Below are 19941 nucleotides of genomic sequence, written 5' to 3'. Positions count from 1 at the left end.
CATGGCCATCGACCTCGACACGTATGTCAAAGGTGTCCTCGACGGGAAGCGGGCGCTGGTCGCCCGCGCCATCACTCTCGTCGAGTCCACCCGGCCCCAGCACCGGGCCCTGGCGCAGCGGTTGCTGACCGAGCTGCTCCCGCACAGCGGCCGGGCACGGCGGATCGGTGTGAGCGGGGTGCCCGGGGTGGGCAAGTCCACGTTCATCGACGCCTTCGGCACGATGCTCACCGGGCTCGGGCACCGGGTCGCGGTGCTCGCCGTCGATCCCTCGTCCAGCAGGACCGGCGGGTCGATCCTCGGTGACAAGACGCGCATGGAGCGGCTCGCCGTCGACCCGGCGGCCTTCGTGCGGCCCTCCCCCACCGCGGGCACGCTCGGGGGCGTCGCCAAGGCCACCCGCGAGTCGATCGTCGTCATGGAGGCCGCCGGGTACGACGTGGTGCTCGTGGAGACCGTCGGCGTCGGTCAGTCCGAGACCGCGGTCGCGAACATGGTCGACTCCTTCCTGCTGCTGACGCTGGCGCGCACGGGCGACCAGTTGCAGGGCATCAAGAAGGGCGTCCTGGAACTGGCCGACGTGGTCAGCGTCAACAAGGCGGACGGGCCGCACGAGCGCGACGCCCGGGCCGCGGCACGGGAACTGGCGGGCGCGCTGCGCCTGATGCACGGCAAGGACGCCTTCTGGACGCCGCCCGTGCTCAGCTGCAGCGCGCGCGAGTCGACCGGCCTGGACGCGGTCTGGGAGCGGCTCGAACAGCACCGGGCGCTGCTCGACTCCACCGGGCGGCTCACCGGGCGCCGCCGGGACCAGCAGGTCGACTGGACCTGGACCATGGTCCGTGACGAGCTGCTCGGCAGCCTGCGCGCCGACCCGTCGGTCCGTGCCCTCGCCCCCGGCCTCGAAGAGCAGGTGCGGGCCGGCGACCTCACCGCGACCCTGGCCGCCGAGCGCATCCTGGACGCCTTCCGGGGCCGCTGAGGGCCGGTCCGGCCGTGTTAATCTGAGCCGTTTGGGCGGTCCCGGTTCATCGGTCGGTCACCTCTGTCGGGCCTTCCTCGGTACGTCCCCCTCACGGAAGGCTCTCCATGACTCACCCGGATCGCGACGGCTCCCCCGCCACCTCCTTCGCCGACCTCGGCCTCCCGGCCGAGGTGCTGCGCACGCTCGCCGAGCAGGGGGTGCGGGAGCCGTTCCCGATCCAGGCGGCGACGCTGCCCGACGCGCTCGCCGGGCGCGACGTCCTCGGGCGCGGGCGCACCGGCTCCGGCAAGACCCTCGCCTTCGGCCTGCCGCTGCTCGTGCGCACGGCCGGGCGGCGCGCCGAGTCCAAGCAGCCCCTCGCGCTGGTCCTCGTACCGACCCGGGAGCTGGCGCAGCAGGTGGGCGACGCGCTCGCGCCGTACGCGCGGGCGCTCGGGCTGCGGACGGCCACCGTCGTGGGCGGTATGTCGATCGGCCGACAGGTCGCCGCGCTGCGGGAGGGCGCCGAGGTCGTCGTCGCCACCCCCGGCCGGCTGCACGACCTGATCGACCGCAAGGCGTGCCGGCTGCACCGCGTACGGACCACCGTCCTCGACGAGGCCGACCAGATGTGCGACATGGGGTTCCTGCCGCAGGTCACCGAGGCGCTCGACCAGGTGCACGCCGACGGTCAGCGGATGCTCTTCTCGGCCACCCTCGACCGCGACGTCGAGCACCTGGTCGGCAGCTACCTGCATTCCCCCGTCGAGCACAGCGCCGATCCGTCGACGAGCTCGGTCACGACGATGGACCACCACGTCCTGGTCGTGCACGGCCCCGACCGCTACGCGGTGACCACGGAGATCGCCGCCCGGGACGGCCGCGTCCTGCTCTTCCTGGACACCAAGCACGGCGTGGACCAGCTGACCCGGCACCTGCGGGCCGGCGGGGTGCACGCGGCGGCCCTGCACAGCGGCAAGTCACAGCCGCAGCGCACCCGCACCCTCGCGCAGTTCAAGGGCGGCCAGATCACCGCGCTGGTGGCGACGAACGTCGCGGCCCGCGGCCTGCACATCGACGACCTCGACCTCGTGGTGAACGTCGACCCGCCCACCGACGCCAAGGACTACCTGCACCGCGCGGGCCGCACCGCCCGGGCCGGGGAGTCCGGCCGGGTGGTCACGCTGGTCCTGTCGGGTCAGCGCCGCGAGCTGGGCCAGGTCCTGACGGAGGCCGGCATCGAGGCGGCCGTCACCAAGGTGCGCTCGGGCGAGGCGGAGCTGAGCCGGATCACCGGCGCCAAGGCCCCGTCGGGCAAGCCGCTCGACAGCGCGCCCGCGGCGGAGAAGCCGAAGAACACCAACGCGCCGTTCCGGGGGCTCGGCACCAGCAAGGACACCGCGCGCGGCAAGTCCCGCAAGTCCGGCGAGGCCCGCAAGCTGGCCGAGGCGCGCAAGGCGGCGCAGGTGCGGCGCGGGCGCTGAGCCCGCGCGTCCCCGCCCGGCCGCCGCGCCCGCCGCTCAGCTCTGCCGTGTGGTCGCCGGCGCCCGGCCCGCCTTGTCCACCACCGCGTGGCCGAGCACGGCCGTGCTGGACATGAGCGTGCCCGCCTTGCCGTACCGCGTGTCCTTCACCAGGTAGCTGCGGGAGCCGAGGAAGGTGAGGTCCTTCTTGTCGAAGACCCACTCGGTGCGGGTGCCGAACGTCTTGTCGTCACGGGAGATCCCCACCCCGTGCCGGCCGATGGCGTCGTGCGCCGCCGGCGCCGCGCCGACGCCGGGGATCTCGGCCGCCGCCCGGTAGAGCGCGGCCCCCGTCTCGGGCGGCATCAGCGCGCCGACCAGGGACCCGATCTGCTCGAAGACCGCCTGGTCGCGTTCCTGGCCCGCGAACTCGGGCGTCTTGTCGTACAGGTACGCGAGGAGCTTGCCGGGGTCGGTGGGCAGCGACGCCAGCCAGTGGTAGGTGGGGCGGCTGAGCCCGGCCGGGGTGCCGCCGTCGTCGCCCAGTTCGGCGTTGACGGCGGACGGCTCGCCCCCGTCGGTCCTGGTCACCCCGAGCGTGTGGAGCGGCCCCGGCCGCTGCGCGCTCCACGTCTCACGCTCCTCCAGGGGGCCGACGACCGCCTTGCCGCTGGTCAGATCCGCCCCCCGGCCCTTCTCGCGGGTGTAGACGAACTGGTCGTCCGCCACCTGGAAGGCGTCGCCGCGGCTCGCGGCGAGGGAGATCCGGTCCAGCAGGACCGCGGCGGACGAGGCGCCGGAGGTGCCGTCCTGGCGGGTGGCCGCGGTGGCGGGGGCGTCGTCGCGGGCGGCGACGACGCCAGCGGTGAGCAGGCCGCCGAGCGCCAGTGCCGTCACCGGCACGAGGAGTGCGGGGCGCAGCAGGCGCCGGGCGGGGTGGGGGCGGGCGGCGGTCTGGTCGTGGTCGATGCGCTGCATCAGTCGTTCCTTGTGCCGGAGGTGCTGCGCGCGCGGGAGGTCGCAGGAGTCCGGCGCCGGCAGCAGCCGGGCGAGCTCCACCAGGTCGGCGTCGCGGTCCGTCGTCCCGGCGTCCGCGGCCGGGGCGGTGGAACGCTCGTGCTGGTCGTTCATGCCGTTTCCTCCCTCACGGGCAGGGCCGCGAGTGCGGCTTCACCTGTCATCTCTCCGCGGGCCGGGCGGGGTTCCGGATTCTTCTGCGCCTCGTCGGCGAACCGGGCGAGCTTCGCGCGGGCCCGCGACAGCCGCGAGCGCACGGTGCCGACGGGGATGCCGAGCGCCTCGGCGGTCTGCTGGTAGTCGAGGCCCGACCACACGCACAGCGTCAGGACCTCGCGCTCCTGGCGCCGCAGCCGGTCGAGGGAGTGCTGGACGGCGGCCAGGCGCCGGGCGTCGTCGACGCGGCCCGCGACCTCGGGGGCGAAGTCCGCGACCACCGGGGTCCGGCGCTGGCGGGCCAGGAACGCCGTGCGGCGGCGCACTCCGCGCCGGGCGTTCTCCGCCTTGTGCGTGGCGATGCCCAGCAGCCACGGGCGCAGGGAGCCTTCCTCGGGGTGCAGCCGCTCCCGTGCCCGCCAGGCGGCCAGGAACGTCTCCGACATGATGTCTTCGGCTGTCGACCAGTCGCCGGTGAGCCACAGGGCGTGCCGGTAGACGGGGCCGGCGCACTGCTCGTACAGCTCGGCGAACGCACCGCGTTCACCCGCGCGTACGCGCCTGCGCAGATCGTTTTCTGAGTCCCTCACACCGATGACCTCTCCGCCGCCCCGGCGGAGTTCCTGTGATCTGCGCCATGCTCGCACTCCTGCGCGCCGGCTCCACCGTACTGGGCCGTCGGTGGTCAGCGCCCCGTGCCGAGCCCCCTCAGCAGCATGGGCAGGGAAGCGTGCAGTTCCCGCTGCCAGTAGGCCCAGGTGTGGGTGCCCGGCCCGTAGAAGTGGGTGGTCAGGTGGCGGGCGCCGGTGCGGTGGAGGGCGGCGGCGAGGGCGTGGTTCTGGCGGTCGAAGTCGGCTTCGAGCGCGTCGGCGGCGCCGGCAGTGTCGAGGGGGCCGGCGGTGCCGTCGCCGCAGGAGAGGTAGACGGGCAGCGAGGAGAGGCGCCGGGCCAGGTGGTAGGGGTCGTGGGCGGCCCAGATGCGGCGCTGGGCGACGGGGTCGCCCCAGACGCGCAGGGGGTCGTCGCCCTGGCCCGCGAAGAAGCCCATGATGCGCGCGGCCGACTCCTCGTCCAGGAGCGGGTGCACGGAGCCGGAGTACGCCGCGGCGGCCCGGAACATGCCGGGGTGCCGGGCCGCGTACATCAGTGCTCCCTGGCCGCCCATGGACAGGCCCGCGACCACGCGCCGGGAGCCCGCTCCCCAGTCGCGTTCGAGGAGGTGGCGCAACTCCTCGGTGTGGAAGGTCTCCCAGGCGGGGTCGCCGCCCTCGCCGTGGTTCCACCAGTCGCTGTACCAGCCGTTCCAGCCGGCCTCGGGCATGACCACGAGGACGTCGCGCAGGCTCGCGAGGTCGGCGACGTCGGTCCGTGCGGTCCAGGAGGTGTAGTCGCCGCAGCAGCCGTGCAGCAGCCACAGGGTCGGCCAGTGCCTGCGGTGGTCCCGGGGGTCCCAGCCGTCCGGGGTCAGCAGCCGGACCCGGACCGTGCGCCCGCCGAGCGCGGGTGAGCGTACGGACAGGTCCAGTTGCCGGTCGGCGACCTGGGTGGTGGCGACCACCTCGGCGCCGCCCCGGGGTCCCGCCGCCGTGGCCGGTGCCTGGGGCGCCAGGGTGAACAGCAGCGCGGCGAGCACGAGCAGCAGGCGTCTGGCGCGGCGGATCGGGGCGGCGGCGGTCATGGCGGCTCCCTCGGTGGGCTCGGGTGTCTGGTGCGGGTCACGAGCTTCGGGCGCGGGCTTCGGCGGTCGGGAGCCCGGTGTCGGGCGGGAGGCTTGGGGTCAGTGGTGGTCCGGGAGGACCAACAGGGCGTCGCCGACGGGACGTTCACCGGCCGCGTCGGACGGATCGTTGATCACCTGTCCGTCGGCGACCATCGTGGTCGAGCCGCCGCCGTCGAGGTTGAGCGCGTCGCGCAGTCCGAGCGCCCTGGCGACCCGCGCGCTCTCCGGGATGCTCAGGCCGAGCGCCCCGGTGGAGCGGCCGTCGGCGGTGACGAGCACGGTCCGCCCGGCGGCGTCCACCCCGGCCAGCGTGCGCGGATTGCGCTTGTGCGCCCAGCCGTAGTAGAAGCTCGGGTTGCCTGGCTGGACCATGCCGTCGGCCGTGGGCGTCACGTGGGGCCGCCCGTCGCGGACGAGTTCGGGGCCGCCGTTGAGGATGCTCGTCCCGGCCGTCGGGACCGGGCGGCCGGAGCCGTCCTTCAGGCCGCCCTGGACGTGCAGTTGCCGTCCGGGCCGCGCGAGGGCGGTGAGCCGGGCGACGTCCGAGCCGGTGGCCTGGACGGAGCTGCCGCCCGGGGGCAGGGTGCCGCCGCGTGGCGAACGCAGGGCGGTCACCCGGCCGTGCCGGTCGAGGACGGCTTCGAGGCCGTCGCCCTGCGGGGTCCTGGCACCGAACTGCGGGGTGAAGGCGATGAGTTCGTCGGCGTCGGTACAGGTCGTGTCGTGCCGCGGCAGCGCGGTGGGGGTGTCGTCGGCGGTGCCGCCGCAGTTCCTGATCAGTCCCGGGACGCGGTCGACGCCGTCCAGCGGGAGCGCGCGGCCGGCGCCGGTGATCCGGCCCTGCCAGGTGAAGCGGTCGATCCGGGTGCCGCGGGCGGAGCCCCGGACGACCAGGGCGGGGCGGCCGGCGACGGGCTCGCTCAGCAGGCGGCCGTCGTAGACGCCGACGCCCGCGGGGTCGCCGGGGGCGCCCGCCTTGGGATCGAGGACGAAGAAGCCCGCGTTGACACCGGCGCTCGCCCCGGCCGCGGCCGCGAGGGCGCTGGTCGTCTCCCGGTTCTCCAGGTCCGGACCGTACGACGCCGCGAGCGTGCCGCGGAACCGGTGCGGGTCGACGGTGAGCACGTCGATCCGCCACGGCCCGCGGTCCGCCGGGTCCCCGTCCCATCCGGTGTAGGTGGTGGACGCGCCGTGTCCCGCGGCGCCGAGCCGGGCGCGTTCGGCGTCCGCCGCGCTCTGCGAGCCGAACCGGCCGACGCGGACGCGCCAGCCGAGCGAGCCCCCGGCGAAGTCCGCCGTCGCGGGGGTGACGACGTCCTCGGCGCGGGCGTCGAAGCCGGTCGCGCGCAGGCGGGCGGCGAGTTCGTCGGCGCTGGCGCGGTCCTTCAGCGCCGACGGCGGCGCGTCGGGGTCCGGGGAGGTGGCGCCGCCGGGGACGGAGACCTCGACCGTCCAGTCGCGGGCCTGGGCCTCGGCGCCGCGCACGATGCGGGTGAGCGTGACGCCGGGCTGGAGGGTGCGGGTCGTCCGGGTCTCGGTCAGGCCGGCGGCGCCGAGCGGCAGGCCCTGGCGGGCGGCCGGCCGCGGCGCCGGGGAGGCCGGGGCGGTCCCGGCCACGAGCACGGACAGGACGGACAGTGCCGCGCCCACCCCGGACAGTCTGCTGTTCACGAACCCCCCACGGGTCACCGCTGACGGACGGCGGCCGCGGTGCGGGCCGCCGGACCCCGCCACGGTGCGTGGGGGCGCGACCGCCAGTCAAGGCATGTACACGTAATTCATCCGGCGTCCGCGCACTGCTGGGCGGCCCGCCTCCCACCGGCCCCCTCGCCCACGGAACCGGCCTCGCCGCGCCGGACGACTCCCCGACCCGGACGCGCGAGCCCTCGCGCGCCGGCCCGCCGGTCCGGTGCGGCCCGCCGCACGGCCCGGCCGCTCGGCCCCTCGCCGCCCGGCCGGGCCACCGGCTACCCCGCCGGAGGCGCCGTGCTCTGCCGGACGATCAGACTCGTCGCCAGTTCCAGGCGGGTCGTCACCGGTTCCTGCACCCGCAGCCGCATGAGCATCTGCACCGCTTCCTCGGCCATCTGCCGCAGCGGCTGGTGGACCGTCGTGAGGGCGGGGCTCGACCACTGGGCGAGCGGGACGTCGTCGTAGCCGACCACGGAGAGGTCCTGCGGGACGCGCAGGCCGCGCAGCCGGGCCGCCTCCAGCGTGCCGAGGGCCTGGAGGTCGCTGCCCGCGAAGATCGCGGTCGGCGGGTCGGGCAGGTCGAGCAGGTCCACCGCGCGCTCGCGGCCGCCCTCGACGTGGAAGTCGCCGTACCGGACGAGGTCCGGGTCGGCGGGGAGTCCGGCCATGCTCAGGGCCGACCGGTAGCCGTCGAGCCGGGCGAGGGAGCAGAGCATGTCCCCGGGCCCGGTGATGATGCCGATCCGCCGGTGCCCCAGGTCGATCAGGTGCCGGGTGGCGACGAGGCCACCGTTCCAGTTGGCCGAGCCGACCGAGGGCACGTCCGGGTCGGGGTCCCCGGCCGGGTCGACGATGACGAAGGGGATGGACCGCGAGCGCAGCCGCTGCTTCACCTCGGCGGGCAGGGCGGAGAAGACCAGGACCACCCCGCGCGGCCTGCGTTGCAGCACGCCCTCGATCCACTCGGGGCCCGGCGCCTGCCGCGTGCCGCTCTCGGTCAGCACCACGCTCGCCTGGTGGGCCTTGGCCACCTTCTCCACGCCCCGGATGAGTTCGAGCGCCCAGACGCTCTCCAACTCGTGGAAGACCAGCTCGATGAGGGGCGCCTCCCGGGCGGCCCGGGTCGTGCGCCGGTAGGCGTGCTCCTCCAGGAGGCGCTCCACCCGCACGCGTGTCTGCCCGGCGACGTCCTGGCGCCCGTTGAGCACTTTCGAAACTGTCGAAATGGAGACCCCCGCCTCCTGGGCCACCTGCGCCAGGGTGATGCGGCCCAGCTCCTCGTCATCTCGCATGTCGAGGAGCATAAGCCACCGCCAAGTCCCCTCGCCTCGTAACGCTTTGGTAACTCGGGGACGCGGGGTTGACCGCTCCATGACCGACACCTAGCGTCCCGACGTGTGAACTTTCGGTACCTGGACCGAAAGAGTTTCGAGAGGCGACACCATGACTCTACGCGCACGGCTGCCGAGATCCGCCGCCGCCGGCGGAGCGGCGCTGGCCCTGCTGATCACCCTCGCCGGCTGCGGGGACTCCGACTCGGCCGGCGGCGGCGACGGGAAGATCCACGTCCTGGTCTACGGGGACGCGGCGAACAAGGTGGAGAAGCAGCTGATCGCCGACTTCAACAAGAAGTCGGAGGTCAAGGCGGTCCTGGACACCATCCCCGGCGCCGACTACCAGGCCAAGCTGCAGACGATCATCAGCAGCAAGCAGGCCCCGGACGTCTTCTACAACTGGGGCGGCGGCAGCATCAAGCCGTTCGTCGACGCGGGCCTGCTGCTCCCCCTCGACGGCTTCATCGCCAAGGACCCCGGTCTGAAGTCGAACTTCCTGCCGTCCGTGTTCAACAGCGCCGAGGTGGACGGCAAGCCGTACGGCATACCGATGCGCGGCACCCAGCCGGTGCTGCTCTTCCACAACAAGAAGGTCCTCGACGCGGCGGGCGTCGAGCCGCCCGCCACCTGGGACGAGCTGCTCACGGCCGTCAAGAAACTCAAGTCCGAGGGCGTCACGCCGATCGCGCTCGGCGGCGGCGACCGGTGGCCGACCCTCATGTGGTTCGAGTACCTCTACGACCGGATCGCCGGCCCCGAACTCTTCCAGCAGGCCGTCAAGGGCGACAAGGACGTCTGGGCGAGCGCCGACAGCAAGAAGGCGCTCGGCATGATCCGGGAGCTGGTCGACGCCGGGGCGTTCGGCTCCAACTACGACTCCGTGAAGTTCACCGACCAGGGCTCGCCCACGCTGCTCGCCACCGGCAAGGCCGGCTTCGAGCTGATGGGGTCCTGGGAGTACTCGACGCAGCAGGAGGCGCACCCCGACTTCGCCAAGAAGGACTTCGGGTACACCTCCTTCCCGACGGTCGAGGGCGGCAAGGGCGCGGCGGGCGACCTCGTCGGCAACACCAACAACTTCTACTCCGTGCTGAAGAAGACGGAGTACCCGGACGCCGTCGCGGAGTTCCTCAAGATGCAGTACTCGGACACGTTCGTGAAGGCGCACCTGGGCATCGGCAACCTGCCGACGACGACGAACACGGCCGACCACCTCGACGAGGCCGTGAGCCCCGCCTACGCGAAGTTCCAGTACGACCTGGTGAAGAAGGCGCCGTCGTTCCAGCTGTCGTGGGACCAGGCCTACCCGCAGTCCGCGGCGACCTCCATGTACCAGGCGATCCAGCAGTTCTTCAACGGACAGCTGGACGAGGACGGTTTCGTCAAGGCGATGCAGGCGCTGCCCACGTCATGACCGGTGACCTCCTGACCGGCCGGCGCACGACCGGCAGGCGTCCGCGCACCTCCGCCGTCCCCGAGCCCGGCCGCCGCGGCCAGGCCGCAGGGGTGGGCCGCCCGGGCGTCGGCTGGGCCGTCCCCGCCGCGGTCTTCTTCGCCCTGTTCGCCCTCGTCCCGCTGATCCTGGTCGCCGTGCTCTCCTTCGCCAGCTGGAACGGCCTGACGGACCCGGAGTTCGTCGGCCTGGACAACTGGCGCCGGATCTTCGCCGATCCGGTGATGCTCCAGAGCCTGTGGCTGAGCGTCCTGCTGACCGTCCTCGGGGTGGCCGTGCAGACCCCGCTCAGCCTGCTCCTGGGGGTCTGGGCCGCCGGGCACCAGCGCAACCGGGCGGTGCTGTCCGCGATCTACTTCGTGCCGCTGCTGCTGTCGGCCGCCGCCGTCTCCGTCCTGTGGCGGGCCGTCCTCGACCCGAACTTCGGCGTACCGGCCCGGGCCACCTGGCTCTTCGGCGACGGCAACCTCTTCGGCCACCAGGCCACGGCCATCGGCGTCCTGGTCTTCGTCAGCACCTGGCAGTTCACGCCGCTGCACACGCTGATCTACCAGGGCGCCGCCCGCGCCGTGCCGCCGGTGCTCTACCAGGCGGCGCAGATCGACGGGGCGGGCACCGTGCGCCAGTTCTTCCACATCACGCTGCCGCAGCTGCGCAACAGCATCATCACCTCGGGAATCCTGATGGTGGTCGGCGGCCTCACCACGTTCGACACGGTGCTCATCCTCACCCAGGGCGGGCCCGGCACGGACACCACCATCAGCGCGTACTACATGTACCAGAAGGCGTTCAAGAGCTTCGACTACGGATCGGCCTCCGCGGTCGGTCTCCTCCTGGTCCTGGTCGCCACGGTCGTCTCGCTCGTCATGGTGCGGCTGTCCGGCTACGACAAGATGCGCAGCCAGATGGAGGGCCTGTGACGACCCCCAGGGCGACGGCGGGCCGCCGCCGCGAACGCCCCAACCACCTCGCCGGGCTCGGCTCGCTGGTCTGGCTGTTCCTGGTCGGCCTGCCGCTGTACGTGATGCTGGTGGCCACGTTCCAGTCGCGCTCCGACTACGGCGCCAACGGGCCGTTCTCGCTGCCCCGGCACGTCACGCTCGACAACTACGTCAACAACTTCAACAGCGGCTTCGGCCAGTACTTCCTCAACACCCTGATCGTCACGGTCTGCGTGGTCGGCATCGTCCTGCTGCTCGTGCCGCCGCTCGCGTACGCCATCGTGCGCGGCACCGGCCGGCTCACGGGCGGGGTGTTCCGGCTCTTCCTGCTGGGCCTCGCGATCCCCGCGCAGGCCGTCATCGTGCCGATGTTCTACGTGATCAGCGAGGCGGGTCTCTACGACCACCTGATCGGCGTCATCCTGCCGACGGCCGCCTTCGCCATGCCCGTGTGCACCCTCATCCTGACCGGGGCCATGCGGGACATCACGCCCGAGCTGTACGAGGCGATGGTGATGGACGGCGCCTCGCCCTGGCGGATCTTCTTCCGGCTGGTGCTGCCGCTCTCCCGCAGCGGCGTCTCCACGATCACCGTGTACTCCGCGCTCCAGGCGTGGAACGGCTTCCTCTTCCCGCTGGTCCTCACCCAGTCCGCGGACTCCAAGGTCATCACCATGGGGCTCTACGACTTCCAGACCGAACACGGCGTCGACATCCCCGGCCTGCTCTCCGCGGTCGTGCTGTCCATGCTCCCCATCCTGATCGTCTACCTGTTCGCCCGTCGTGCCCTGGTCCAGGGGCTGATGGGAGTCGGAGGAAAGTGACCGAGCACATGTCCCGAGCGGACCGAGCACCCGACGCCCGCCCCGCCCCGCTCTGGCGCGATCCCGGCGCCGCCCCCGCGGACCGGGCCGACGCCCTGCTCGCCGCGATGACGCTGGAGGAGAAGATCGCCCAGCTCTTCGGCGTCTGGGTCGGGGCCTCGGCGGAGGGCGGCGACGTCGCCCCGCACCAGCACGACATGGAGGAGGCCGTCGACCTCGACGAGCTGCTCCCGCAGGGGCTCGGCCAGCTGACCCGGCCCTTCGGGACCGCGCCCGTCGACCCGGCGCTCGGCGCCCTGTCCCTCGCGCGGACCCAGTGGCGCATCGTGGCGGCGGGCCGCTTCGGTATCCCCGCCCTCGCGCACGAGGAGTGCCTGGCCGGGTTCGCCGCCTGGGGAGCCACCGCCTACCCGGTGCCGCTGGCCTGGGGCGCCACCTTCGATCCCGCCCTGGTCCGCGAGATGGCCGCCGCGATCGGCCGCGACCTGCGCGCCGTCGGCGTGCACCAGGGCCTCGCCCCGGTCCTGGACGTGGTCCGCGACGCGCGCTGGGGCCGGGTCGAGGAGACCATCGGCGAGGACCCCTACCTCGTCGGCACCGTCGCCACCGCCTACGTCCAGGGCCTGGAGTCAGCGGGGATCGTCGCCACGCTGAAGCACTTCGCCGGATACTCCGCGTCCCGCGCGGGCCGCAACCTCGCGCCGGTCTCCATGGGACCGCGCGAGTTCGCGGACGTCGTGCTCGCGCCGTTCGAGATGGCGGTGCGCGAGAGCGGCGTCCGGTCCGTGATGCACGCCTACACCGACACCGACGGCGTCCCGTCCGCCGCCGACGAGCGGCTGCTGACCGGTCTGCTCCGCGACACCTGGGGCTTCACCGGCACGGTCGTCGCCGACTACTTCGGCATCGCGTTCCTCCAGGCCCTGCACGGGGTGGCCGGTTCGCCCGGGGAGGCCGCGGGCGTCGCCCTCGCGGCCGGCGTCGACGTGGAGCTGCCGACCGTGAAGACGTTCGGTGAGCCGCTGCGCAAGGCGATCGCCGACGGGCTCGTGCCGGAGGACCTGGTGGACCGCGCCGCCCGCCGCGTCCTCGCCCAGAAGGCCGCGTGCGGCCTCCTCGACCCGGACTGGGACCCGGTGCCCGCCGCGCTCGCCGGCACCGCGGTCGAACGGGCCAGGGGCACGGTCGACCTGGACCCGGCGGGCAACCGCGACCTGGCCCGCCGCGTCGCCGAGGAATCAGTGGTCCTCCTGGCCAACGACGGCACGCTCCCGCTCGCCCCGGACGCGCCGGTTCGCGTGGCCGTCATCGGCCCGCTCGCGGACGTGCCCACCGCCGTGCTCGGCTGCTACTCCTTCCCCGTGCACGTCGGCGGCCGGACGCCCGGGGCGCCGCTCGGCATCGAACTGCCCACGCTGTACGAGGCGGTGGCGGCGGAGTTCGCCGCGGGCGAGGTCGTCACCGCGCGCGGGCTCGACGCCGTCGACGCGGAGCGCGGCGAGGGGTTCGCCGCCGCCGTCGAACTGGCCCGCGGGGCGGACGTGGTCGTCGCGGCGCTCGGCGACCGGGCCGGCCTGTTCGGCCGCGGCACCAGCGGCGAGGGGTGCGACGTCGCCTCGCTCGACCTGCCCGGCGCCCAGCAGGAGTTGCTGGACGCCCTTCTGGAGACCGGCACACCCGTCGTGGTGACGCTGCTCGCGGGCCGCCCCTACGTCCTGGGCCGGGCGGTGGGCGAAGCCGCCGCCGTCGTGCAGACGTTCTTCCCCGGCGAGGAGGGCACGCGGGCGCTGGCCGGGATCCTCAGCGGCCGGGTGAGCCCGTCCGGCCGGCTGCCCATCGGGGTGCCCCGGCAGGCCGGGGCACAGCCCGCCACGTATCTCGCGCCGCTCCTCGGACACGCCTCGGAGGTGTCGAACCTCGACCCCGGCCCGGCGTTCGGCTTCGGCCACGGCCTGACGTACACGGCGTTCGAGTGGAGCGACCTGGAGGTGGCCGACCATGTGGCGTCCACCGAAGGGGAGTTCGCGCTCGCCTGCACCGTCCGCAACACCGGGTCCCGGCCCGGCACCGAGACCGTCCAGCTCTACCTGCACGATCCGGTCGCCTCGGTGGTCCGTCCGGTCCAGCGGCTCGTCGGCTATCTGCGCCTCGGCGAACTGGCGCCGGGCGAGGCGGTCCGGGTCCGGGCGCGGGTCCCGGCCGACCTCGCCTCGTTCACCGGGCGCGCGGGCCGGCGGATCGTCGAACCCGGCGAGCTGGAGCTGCGGCTGAGCGCGTCGAGCACCCGTCCGCTGCTGACCGCGCACGTGACCCTGACCGGCGCGGTCCGGGAGGTGGACCACGGACGCCGCCTGCACGCGCGGCTCACGGCGGAACCCCTGCCCGGCTCCGGGCCCGGCCCCGAACGGGGGGCCTGACCGGCTGCGGGGCCCGGCCGCCGGCACGGGCCGCGTCCGGGGCCGCGCCACCTGTGGGGGGTGGCCGGCTCCGGGGCCCGGTGACCGGCGGAGCCGGGGCGGGGTGCCCGGCCGCCTGTGGGGGGGTGGTCGGGCACCCGGTCCGCCGACCGGGCCTTCGAAAGTTTTCGAAGCCGCGGACCGGCGCGCTCACGGGCCGGTCAGGAGGGGCGTTCCCGCTCCTCCACAAGGCGCGCCAGGTTCGTCAGGGCCATGCGGGTGCCCGCCTCGTTGTCGGCGGCGGGGACCGCGTCCGGGACCCCCGCGTGGACGAGCAGGACGTCGGTGCCGCGGCCGGCCGGGGTGAGCATGGTGGTGAACGTCATGGTGCCGCGCATCGCCGGGTCGTCGGTCTCGAAGGCGAGCTCCTCGACGACCAGCTCGTCCGGGACAAGCCGCAGGAAGCTGCCCTGGTACGTGTCGGTGTGCGGGCCCGACTTGCCGGTGCCCGTGGGCGCGTCGTACGTGAGCGAGACGCGGAATCTGCCGCCCTCGCGCGCCTCGAAGGCGTGGACCCGCGCCCGCATCCCGGCGGGCACCCGCCACCGGGGCACCGCGTCCGCGTCCAGCAGGGCGCGGTAGACGGCGGCGGGCGAGGCACGCACATGCTTCGACATCCGGGTCTCGTACATGGGCGCCACGCTAGCGGCTGCTTCCCCGGACGGCGCGTCAGTAGCGGTCGGCGGTGCCGAGGTACTGCTCGGCGAAGGCGGCGGCGGCGACCGGTGACGTGAACAGGCGGCGCAGCCGGGCGAGGGTGGTGCCCGCGCGGAACGGATCGCCGGTGGCCGAGCCGTGGTAGACCTCCGACAGCCACTGGGAGAACTCCTGGTAGTCCCAGACGCGGCGCAGGCAGGCCTGGGAGTACGCGTCCGCCGCGCGCGGGCCGTCCGGGTCCCGCCGGACCAGGGCGGTGAGGGCGTCGGCGAGCAGGAAGGCGTCGTGCAGCGCGAGGTTCATGCCCTTGGCGGCGATCGGGGCGACGAGGTGCGCGGCGTCGCCGGCCAGGAACAGGCGGCCGTGCCGCATCGGTTCGACCACGTAGTCGTGCATGTCGAGGACCCGCTTCTCGATGAGCGGGCCCTGCGTCAGGGGCGGGGCGCCGGTCACCGCGAGGCGCCGCTGCAACTGCTCCCAGACCCGGTCGTGGGGCCAGTTCTCCGGGTCGTCGCCGGGCGGGCACTGGAGGTAGTAGCGGGTGACCTCGGGGCTGCGGGGCATCTGTCCGGCGAACCCGTCGGGGTGCAGGCCGAACAGGACGCAGTCCGCGGAGGGCGGCGCCTCGGCGAGCAGGGCCAGCCAGCCGATGCCGTAGTCGTGCCGGGCGACGCGGACCCGGTCGGCGGGGAGCGCGGCGCGGCTGGCGCCGCGCGCCCCGTCGCACCCCGCGATGTAGTCGCAGTGCACGACCTGGCGTGCCCCGGTCTCCGGGCAGACGTAGGAGACGGACGGCCGGTCCGTGTCCACGTCGTGCAGGCGCACGTCCCGGACGGCGAACCGGACGGCGCCCCCGCGTACGTCGGCGTACTCGCGCACCAGGTCCGTGACGAGCAGCGGCTGCGGGTACACGAAGTGGTGACGCCCGGTCAGTTGCGTGTAGGGGAAGCGGTGTTGTTCGCCTTCGGAGCGGAAGGCGCACGCGGTGTGGCGGTCGGCGCGCGCCAGCAGGTTCGCCGCGAGACCACGCTGTTCGAGGCCGCGCACCGCCCACTCCTCGATGACCCCGGCGCGCGGCCGCGTCTCGATGAACGCGCGGGTCTCGCTCTCCAGGACCAGGCAGTCGATCCCGGCGGCCCGCAGGACGTTGCCCACGGTGAGGCCGGCCGGACCGGCTCCGACGATCACGACGGGTATGCGGGACGCGGGGCGGGAGCCGGGGTGCTGAGGGGAGGTCACGCGGTCATTATGGCGAGGCGGCCCGGCGGAGTGGGGGCGGGGCGCCGTCAGGCCGGGGAGGTCTGCCGGTGCGGATCCGCCTCCTGCGGTCAGGGCGGGTCAGGGCGCGTCCCCCTGCCAGCCGAGTCTGCGTCCACCGGCGTCGGCCGGCCCGTACAGCGCACGGCCGCCCGGACCGAACGCGCCCAGTTCGGTGCGGAGCGCGAGGACGGCGCGCGCCTCCTGGGCCGGCCGGTCCGTGACGTCCAGGAGCAGCCCGTCCAGGGGGCCGCCCACCAACTGCGCGTAGGCACGGCCGGGCCGCGGACCCGCGTCCTCGTGGTCCGCGCCGTACACCCTGCCTCGCATGAACTCCTGCTCGTCCATGGCGTCCACCCTCGCAGCCGCCACTGACAACCGACCGGGACGGTCAGGGCCGGTCGACGGTCTCCGCGCCCTCCAGCGGTGCCCGCTCCAGGAACGCCACCGCGTCCGGTACGCGCTCCCGCATGCGGACGAGGCCCGCGGCGGTGAGGGTGCGGCAGGCGGTGTCCCGTTCGGCGAGGACCTGCCGGGCGAGCCGGCCGGGGAAGTCGGCGGGGGTGAGGGCGGCGCCGGGCCCCGCCGACCAGGTCCGCAGCGGTGAGACCGTGCCGGCGGCGTCGGCGCAGACGGCGAGGCGGCCCGACTCGACGTACCACAGGACGATGCGGTCGCCGAGCCCGGCGGCCGGGGGCGCCACGCTCTCCCCCGCGGCCAGGTGCAGGGTGTCGAAGGCCTCGGCGAGGGCCGGCCGCAGCCGTTCGTCGGCGCGGCCGAACAGGTCGCAGGCGGCCAGCGGGACCGGGGCGTCCGGGTCGAGGCCGAGCGCGGTGAGGAGGTCGTCCTCGCAGGCCTCCAGGGCGCGGCCGAGGTCGGGGAACTCGTCCGCGGGGCGGCTCATCGCCTGCCGCGCGTCCGGGTCGGCGAGCACCATGCGGGCGCCGCGCCCGCGCAGGTCCGCGCCGAGGGCCCGCAGCAGGTCGGCGGCGACGGGCTCGACGCGGCCGACGCGGGTGAGGTCGAGGACGAACCAGCTGGTCTCCGGCGCCAGTTCGTGGGCGACGCGCAGGGTCTGCTCGGCGGTCGCGAAGTCCAGGTCGCCCTGGAGCACGTGGACGCGGATGCGGTCGGGGTGGTGTTCCAGGGCGGCGCGCTGGGCGCGGGGGCGGTGGCGCAGGGAGCGCAGCGGGGTGCCGTGCAGGGAGCGCGGGGGCAGCGGGCGGCGCTGCGGGTCCACGGCGCGCATCAGGTGCAGCCCGAACTGGTCGGAGAGGAGGTGGCAGGCGGCGAGGCCGCGCACGCTGTTGCCCTTCTCCTCCAGCGGCGGGCTGAAGACGCCGATGCCGAACTGGCCGGGCAGGGCGACGCCGATCGCCCCGGAGACGCCGCTCTTGGCGGGCATGCCGACCTTGAGCATCCACTGTCCCGACGCGTCGTACATGCCGCAGGTCGCCATGACGGCGAGGACGTGCTGGGCGTGGCGCGGGGCGACGACGCGCGTGCCGGTGACCGGGTTGACGCCGCCGCCTGCCAGGGTCGCGTGCATCACGGCGAGGTCGTCGCAGGTGACGAGGGTGGAGCACTGCCGGAAGTAGACGGCGAGCTGCTCCTCCACGTCGCCGGTGAGCGAGCCCGCGTTGTGCATGAGGTAGGCGAGGGCGCGGTTGCGGTCGCCGGTGGCGCACTCGGAGGCGTAGACCGCGGTGTCGACGGTGAGGGGGCGCCCGGCGAAGGCGCCGAGGCCGTCGAGGATGCGCGCGGAGCGGGCGGCGGGGGTCTCGCCCGCGACGAGGGAACTGGTCACGATGGCCCCGGCGTTGACCATGGGGTTGGGCGGGCGGCCGGTGCCGGGTTCGAGCCGGATGGAGTTGAAGGCCTCGCCGCTGGGTTCGGCGCCGACCCGCGCGAGGACCTCCTCAAGGCCCCGGTCGGCGAGCGCGAGGGCGAAGACGAACGGTTTGGAGACCGACTGCACCGTGAACGGTGTCGTGGTGTCGCCGCTGCCGTAGACCTGCCCGTCCAGGGCGCACAGGGAGAGTCCGAAGAGGGTGGGGTCGACGCGGCTCAGCTCGGGGATGTACGAGGCGGGCTCGCCGTCGTCGAGGTCGCGCAGCCGCCTGCGCACCCCGTCGAGGAGGGCGGTGAGGGGGTCGGCCGGGGGGTCTTGCCGCGTGTGTCGCACCCGGCCATCGAAACCCATCGGGGACCGGGGTGCACCCGCTGGCGCCCTGCCCTTTGGCCGTACCGGGCGTCCGGGGCAGACTCGCGCCATGAGTGAGAGCGAACAGAAGCAGGATCTGCTCCTTTACCTGCAGCAGGCCCGCGACGCCCTGCTGTGGAAGCTGGAAGGGCTGTCGGAGTACGACGTGCGCCGTCCGCTGACGCCGACCGGCACGAATCTGCTGGGGCTCGTCAAGCATGTGACGGCGGTGGAGCTCGGCTATCTCTGCGACACCTTCGGCCGCCCGCACGACGTGCCGCAGGGCGATCCGGAGGAGGACTCGTACGCCACCGCCGATGAGACGCGCGAGCTGATCGTGGAGCGGTACCGCCGGGCCTGGACCCACACCGACGCCTCGGTCCGCGACCTCGCCCTGGACACGGCGGGCACGGTGCCGTGGTGGCCGCCGGAGCGCGGCACGGTGACGCTCCACCACGTCCTGGTCCGGGTGCTCGGCGACACGCAGCGGCACGCGGGCCACGCCGACATCCTGCGGGAGGGCCTGGACGGCGCGGCGGGCTGGCGCGCGGACAACGACAGCCTGCCCTCGCACGATCCGGCGTGGTGGCAGGAGTACCGCGAGCGGCTCCAGCGCGTGGCCGAGCGGTTTCGTCCCTAGACCGTGTCCGCTACGGCTCGCGGTGGCGCAGCAGGAGCATCGCGGCGTCGTCGTGCAGCGGGCCCGCGGCGTGGTCGACGAGGTCCGTGCGGAGCCGCTCGATGGCCGCCTGCGGGTCGGGGTCCTTGAGCAGCGCCACGCGCTCCGGCAGCGGATAGAAGTCGCCGGCCCCGTCCCTGGCCTCGCTGACCCCGTCCGTGTACAGCAGGATCTGGTCGCCGGGCGCGAACGGCACGGTGTACGGGACGGGCGTGTCGCCGCCGTACATGCTCAGACCGAGCGGCAGCGCGTACGCGGGCGGCTCCGGGAGGAGCGTGCTGCCGTCGGCGCGCACGATCAGCGGCGCGGGGTGCCCGAAGTTTAGGAACGTGACGGCGCGGCCGCCCGCGGGCACCTCGACCAGCAGCGCGCTGACGAACCGCTCTCCGGTCAGCTCCCGGTCGACGGCGCGTGCCAGCCTGCGGCCGAGCCCGGCCAGTTCGGGTTCGTCGTGGGCGGCCTCGCGGAAGGCGCCGAGGACGAGCGCGGCGGTCTCCACGGCCTCCAGGCCCTTGCCCTGGACGTCGCCGATGACGGCCCGGGTGCTGCCGTCGGCCACCACGACCTCGTACAGGTCGCCGCCGATGCGTGCCTGCGCCACGGCGGAGGTGTAGGAGACGGCGACGCGCAGTTCGCCCGCGACGCGCGGCACCGGCCGCAGCAGCACCCGCTGCGCGACCTCCGCGATGGAGCGGACGCTGGCCAGTTCGGCGTCGCGGCGCTCGCGTGAGGCGACCGCCAGCAGGCCCGCCGCGGTGACGCCGACGACGCTGGCTCCGGCGATGTAGACGCGGCGGGTGCCCAGTGCGCCGTCGCAGGCCGCGAGCAGCAGGCAGAGCAGGACGGCGAGGGCGCCGATGCGGGCGGTGCGCCGCTTGGTGCCGACGAGGCCCGCGAAGGCCGGGCCGAGCGACAGCAGGGGCATCAGGCCGAACCCGGAGGGCGTGGCCGGTTCGAAGGCGACCACGAGCGCCATCACGCCGTACGGCAGGACGGGCAGCACCCGCCCGTCACGGCCCGTCGTCCCGCTCATCGGCTCCCCCGCCCGGACGTCTCGTCAGTCGGCTCCGCCGGCCCCGTCGGTTCCTGAGCGTATGCGTGTTCTCCTGGGGCCTCAGGAGAGGT

17 protein-coding genes are annotated in these 19941 nt (G+C 74.3%); 7 read left to right on the top strand and 10 right to left on the bottom strand.

Going from position 1 to position 19941, the window contains the following annotated elements; all coding sequences use genetic code 11:
- Position 1 precedes the first annotated feature (1 nt).
- Both meaB and ACIBW6_RS03170 read left to right on the top strand, forming a co-directional pair.
- Positions 2-982, top strand: a complete 981-nt coding sequence (gene meaB, locus ACIBW6_RS03175; RefSeq protein WP_399055968.1) for a methylmalonyl Co-A mutase-associated GTPase MeaB — start codon at positions 2-4, stop codon at positions 980-982.
- A gap of 107 nt (positions 983-1089) precedes the next feature.
- Positions 1090-2448, top strand: a complete 1359-nt coding sequence (locus ACIBW6_RS03170; RefSeq protein WP_399055966.1) for a DEAD/DEAH box helicase — start codon at positions 1090-1092, stop codon at positions 2446-2448.
- Positions 2449-2484: 36 nt separating this feature from the next.
- On the opposite strand, the gene ACIBW6_RS03165 is transcribed toward ACIBW6_RS03170, so the two are convergent.
- The 5 genes from ACIBW6_RS03165 to ACIBW6_RS03145 all read right to left on the bottom strand — a co-directional run bounded on the left by ACIBW6_RS03165 (position 2485) and on the right by ACIBW6_RS03145 (position 8316).
- The gene (locus ACIBW6_RS03165; protein ID WP_399055964.1) at positions 2485-3558 is read right to left on the bottom strand and encodes a CU044_5270 family protein; all 1074 of its coding nucleotides are present in this window, start codon (positions 3556-3558) and stop codon (positions 2485-2487) included.
- The gene (locus ACIBW6_RS03160) at positions 3555-4190 is read right to left on the bottom strand and encodes an RNA polymerase sigma factor (RefSeq protein ID WP_399055962.1); all 636 of its coding nucleotides are present in this window, start codon (positions 4188-4190) and stop codon (positions 3555-3557) included. The genes ACIBW6_RS03165 and ACIBW6_RS03160 overlap by 4 nt, the downstream gene beginning before the upstream one ends.
- A 95-nt stretch (positions 4191-4285) precedes the next feature.
- A complete protein-coding gene (locus ACIBW6_RS03155; protein ID WP_399055960.1) occupies positions 4286-5278 on the bottom strand; it encodes an alpha/beta hydrolase in 993 nt (330 codons plus the stop codon).
- Between the two features lie 99 nt (positions 5279-5377).
- A complete protein-coding gene (locus tag ACIBW6_RS03150) occupies positions 5378-6991 on the bottom strand; it encodes a phosphodiester glycosidase family protein (protein WP_399055957.1) in 1614 nt (537 codons plus the stop codon).
- 296 nt (positions 6992-7287) lie between these two features.
- Positions 7288-8316 (bottom strand): LacI family DNA-binding transcriptional regulator, encoded by a 1029-nt coding sequence (locus ACIBW6_RS03145; protein ID WP_399055955.1) that lies wholly within the window; start codon positions 8314-8316, stop codon positions 7288-7290.
- A 139-nt stretch (positions 8317-8455) separates the two neighbouring features.
- Between ACIBW6_RS03145 and ACIBW6_RS03140 the strand changes: the two genes are divergently transcribed.
- From ACIBW6_RS03140 to ACIBW6_RS03125, 4 genes are read left to right on the top strand one after another with little or no spacing between them, the layout of a single operon-like run.
- Positions 8456-9760 (top strand): ABC transporter substrate-binding protein, encoded by a 1305-nt coding sequence (locus ACIBW6_RS03140; protein ID WP_399055953.1) that lies wholly within the window; start codon positions 8456-8458, stop codon positions 9758-9760.
- Positions 9757-10719, top strand: coding sequence for a carbohydrate ABC transporter permease (locus ACIBW6_RS03135; protein ID WP_399055951.1), 963 nt, complete (start codon positions 9757-9759; stop codon positions 10717-10719). The genes ACIBW6_RS03140 and ACIBW6_RS03135 overlap by 4 nt, the downstream gene beginning before the upstream one ends.
- Positions 10716-11564 (top strand): carbohydrate ABC transporter permease, encoded by an 849-nt coding sequence (locus tag ACIBW6_RS03130; protein ID WP_399055949.1) that lies wholly within the window; start codon positions 10716-10718, stop codon positions 11562-11564. The genes ACIBW6_RS03135 and ACIBW6_RS03130 overlap by 4 nt, the downstream gene beginning before the upstream one ends.
- Positions 11565-11572: 8 nt before the next feature.
- Positions 11573-13981 carry a glycoside hydrolase family 3 N-terminal domain-containing protein gene (locus ACIBW6_RS03125; protein WP_399055947.1) on the top strand — a complete coding sequence of 803 codons (2409 nt, stop codon included), beginning with the start codon at positions 11573-11575 and terminating at the stop codon, positions 13979-13981.
- 200 nt (positions 13982-14181) lie between these two features.
- On the opposite strand, the gene ACIBW6_RS03120 is transcribed toward ACIBW6_RS03125, so the two are convergent.
- The 4 genes from ACIBW6_RS03120 to glsA form a co-directional block, all read right to left on the bottom strand.
- Positions 14182-14652 (bottom strand): SRPBCC domain-containing protein, encoded by a 471-nt coding sequence (locus ACIBW6_RS03120; RefSeq protein WP_399055945.1) that lies wholly within the window; start codon positions 14650-14652, stop codon positions 14182-14184.
- Positions 14653-14689: 37 nt separating this feature from the next.
- Positions 14690-15916: a 4-hydroxybenzoate 3-monooxygenase gene (locus ACIBW6_RS03115; RefSeq protein ID WP_399055943.1), complete on the bottom strand. Its 1227-nt coding sequence runs from the start codon at positions 15914-15916 to the stop codon at positions 14690-14692.
- A 99-nt stretch (positions 15917-16015) separates the two neighbouring features.
- Entirely contained in the window at positions 16016-16282 is a 267-nt protein-coding gene (locus ACIBW6_RS03110) for a hypothetical protein (protein ID WP_399055941.1), read from the bottom strand.
- 43 nt (positions 16283-16325) lie between these two features.
- Positions 16326-18119, bottom strand: a complete 1794-nt coding sequence (gene glsA, locus ACIBW6_RS03105; protein ID WP_399055939.1) for a glutaminase A — start codon at positions 18117-18119, stop codon at positions 16326-16328.
- 88 nt (positions 18120-18207) lie between these two features.
- Between glsA and ACIBW6_RS03100 the strand changes: the two genes are divergently transcribed.
- A complete protein-coding gene (locus ACIBW6_RS03100; protein ID WP_399055937.1) occupies positions 18208-18777 on the top strand; it encodes a DinB family protein in 570 nt (189 codons plus the stop codon).
- Positions 18778-18787: 10 nt separating this feature from the next.
- On the opposite strand, the gene ACIBW6_RS03095 is transcribed toward ACIBW6_RS03100, so the two are convergent.
- Positions 18788-19849 carry a PP2C family protein-serine/threonine phosphatase gene (locus ACIBW6_RS03095; RefSeq protein WP_399055935.1) on the bottom strand — a complete coding sequence of 354 codons (1062 nt, stop codon included), beginning with the start codon at positions 19847-19849 and terminating at the stop codon, positions 18788-18790.
- Positions 19850-19941 lie beyond the last annotated feature (92 nt).

Source organism: Streptomyces sp. NPDC049813, from assembly GCF_044465085.1.
GTDB lineage: Bacteria > Actinomycetota > Actinomycetes > Streptomycetales > Streptomycetaceae > Streptomyces.
Note: the sequence above shows the minus strand (reverse complement) of the source record. Positions and strands in the feature narration are given on the sequence as shown.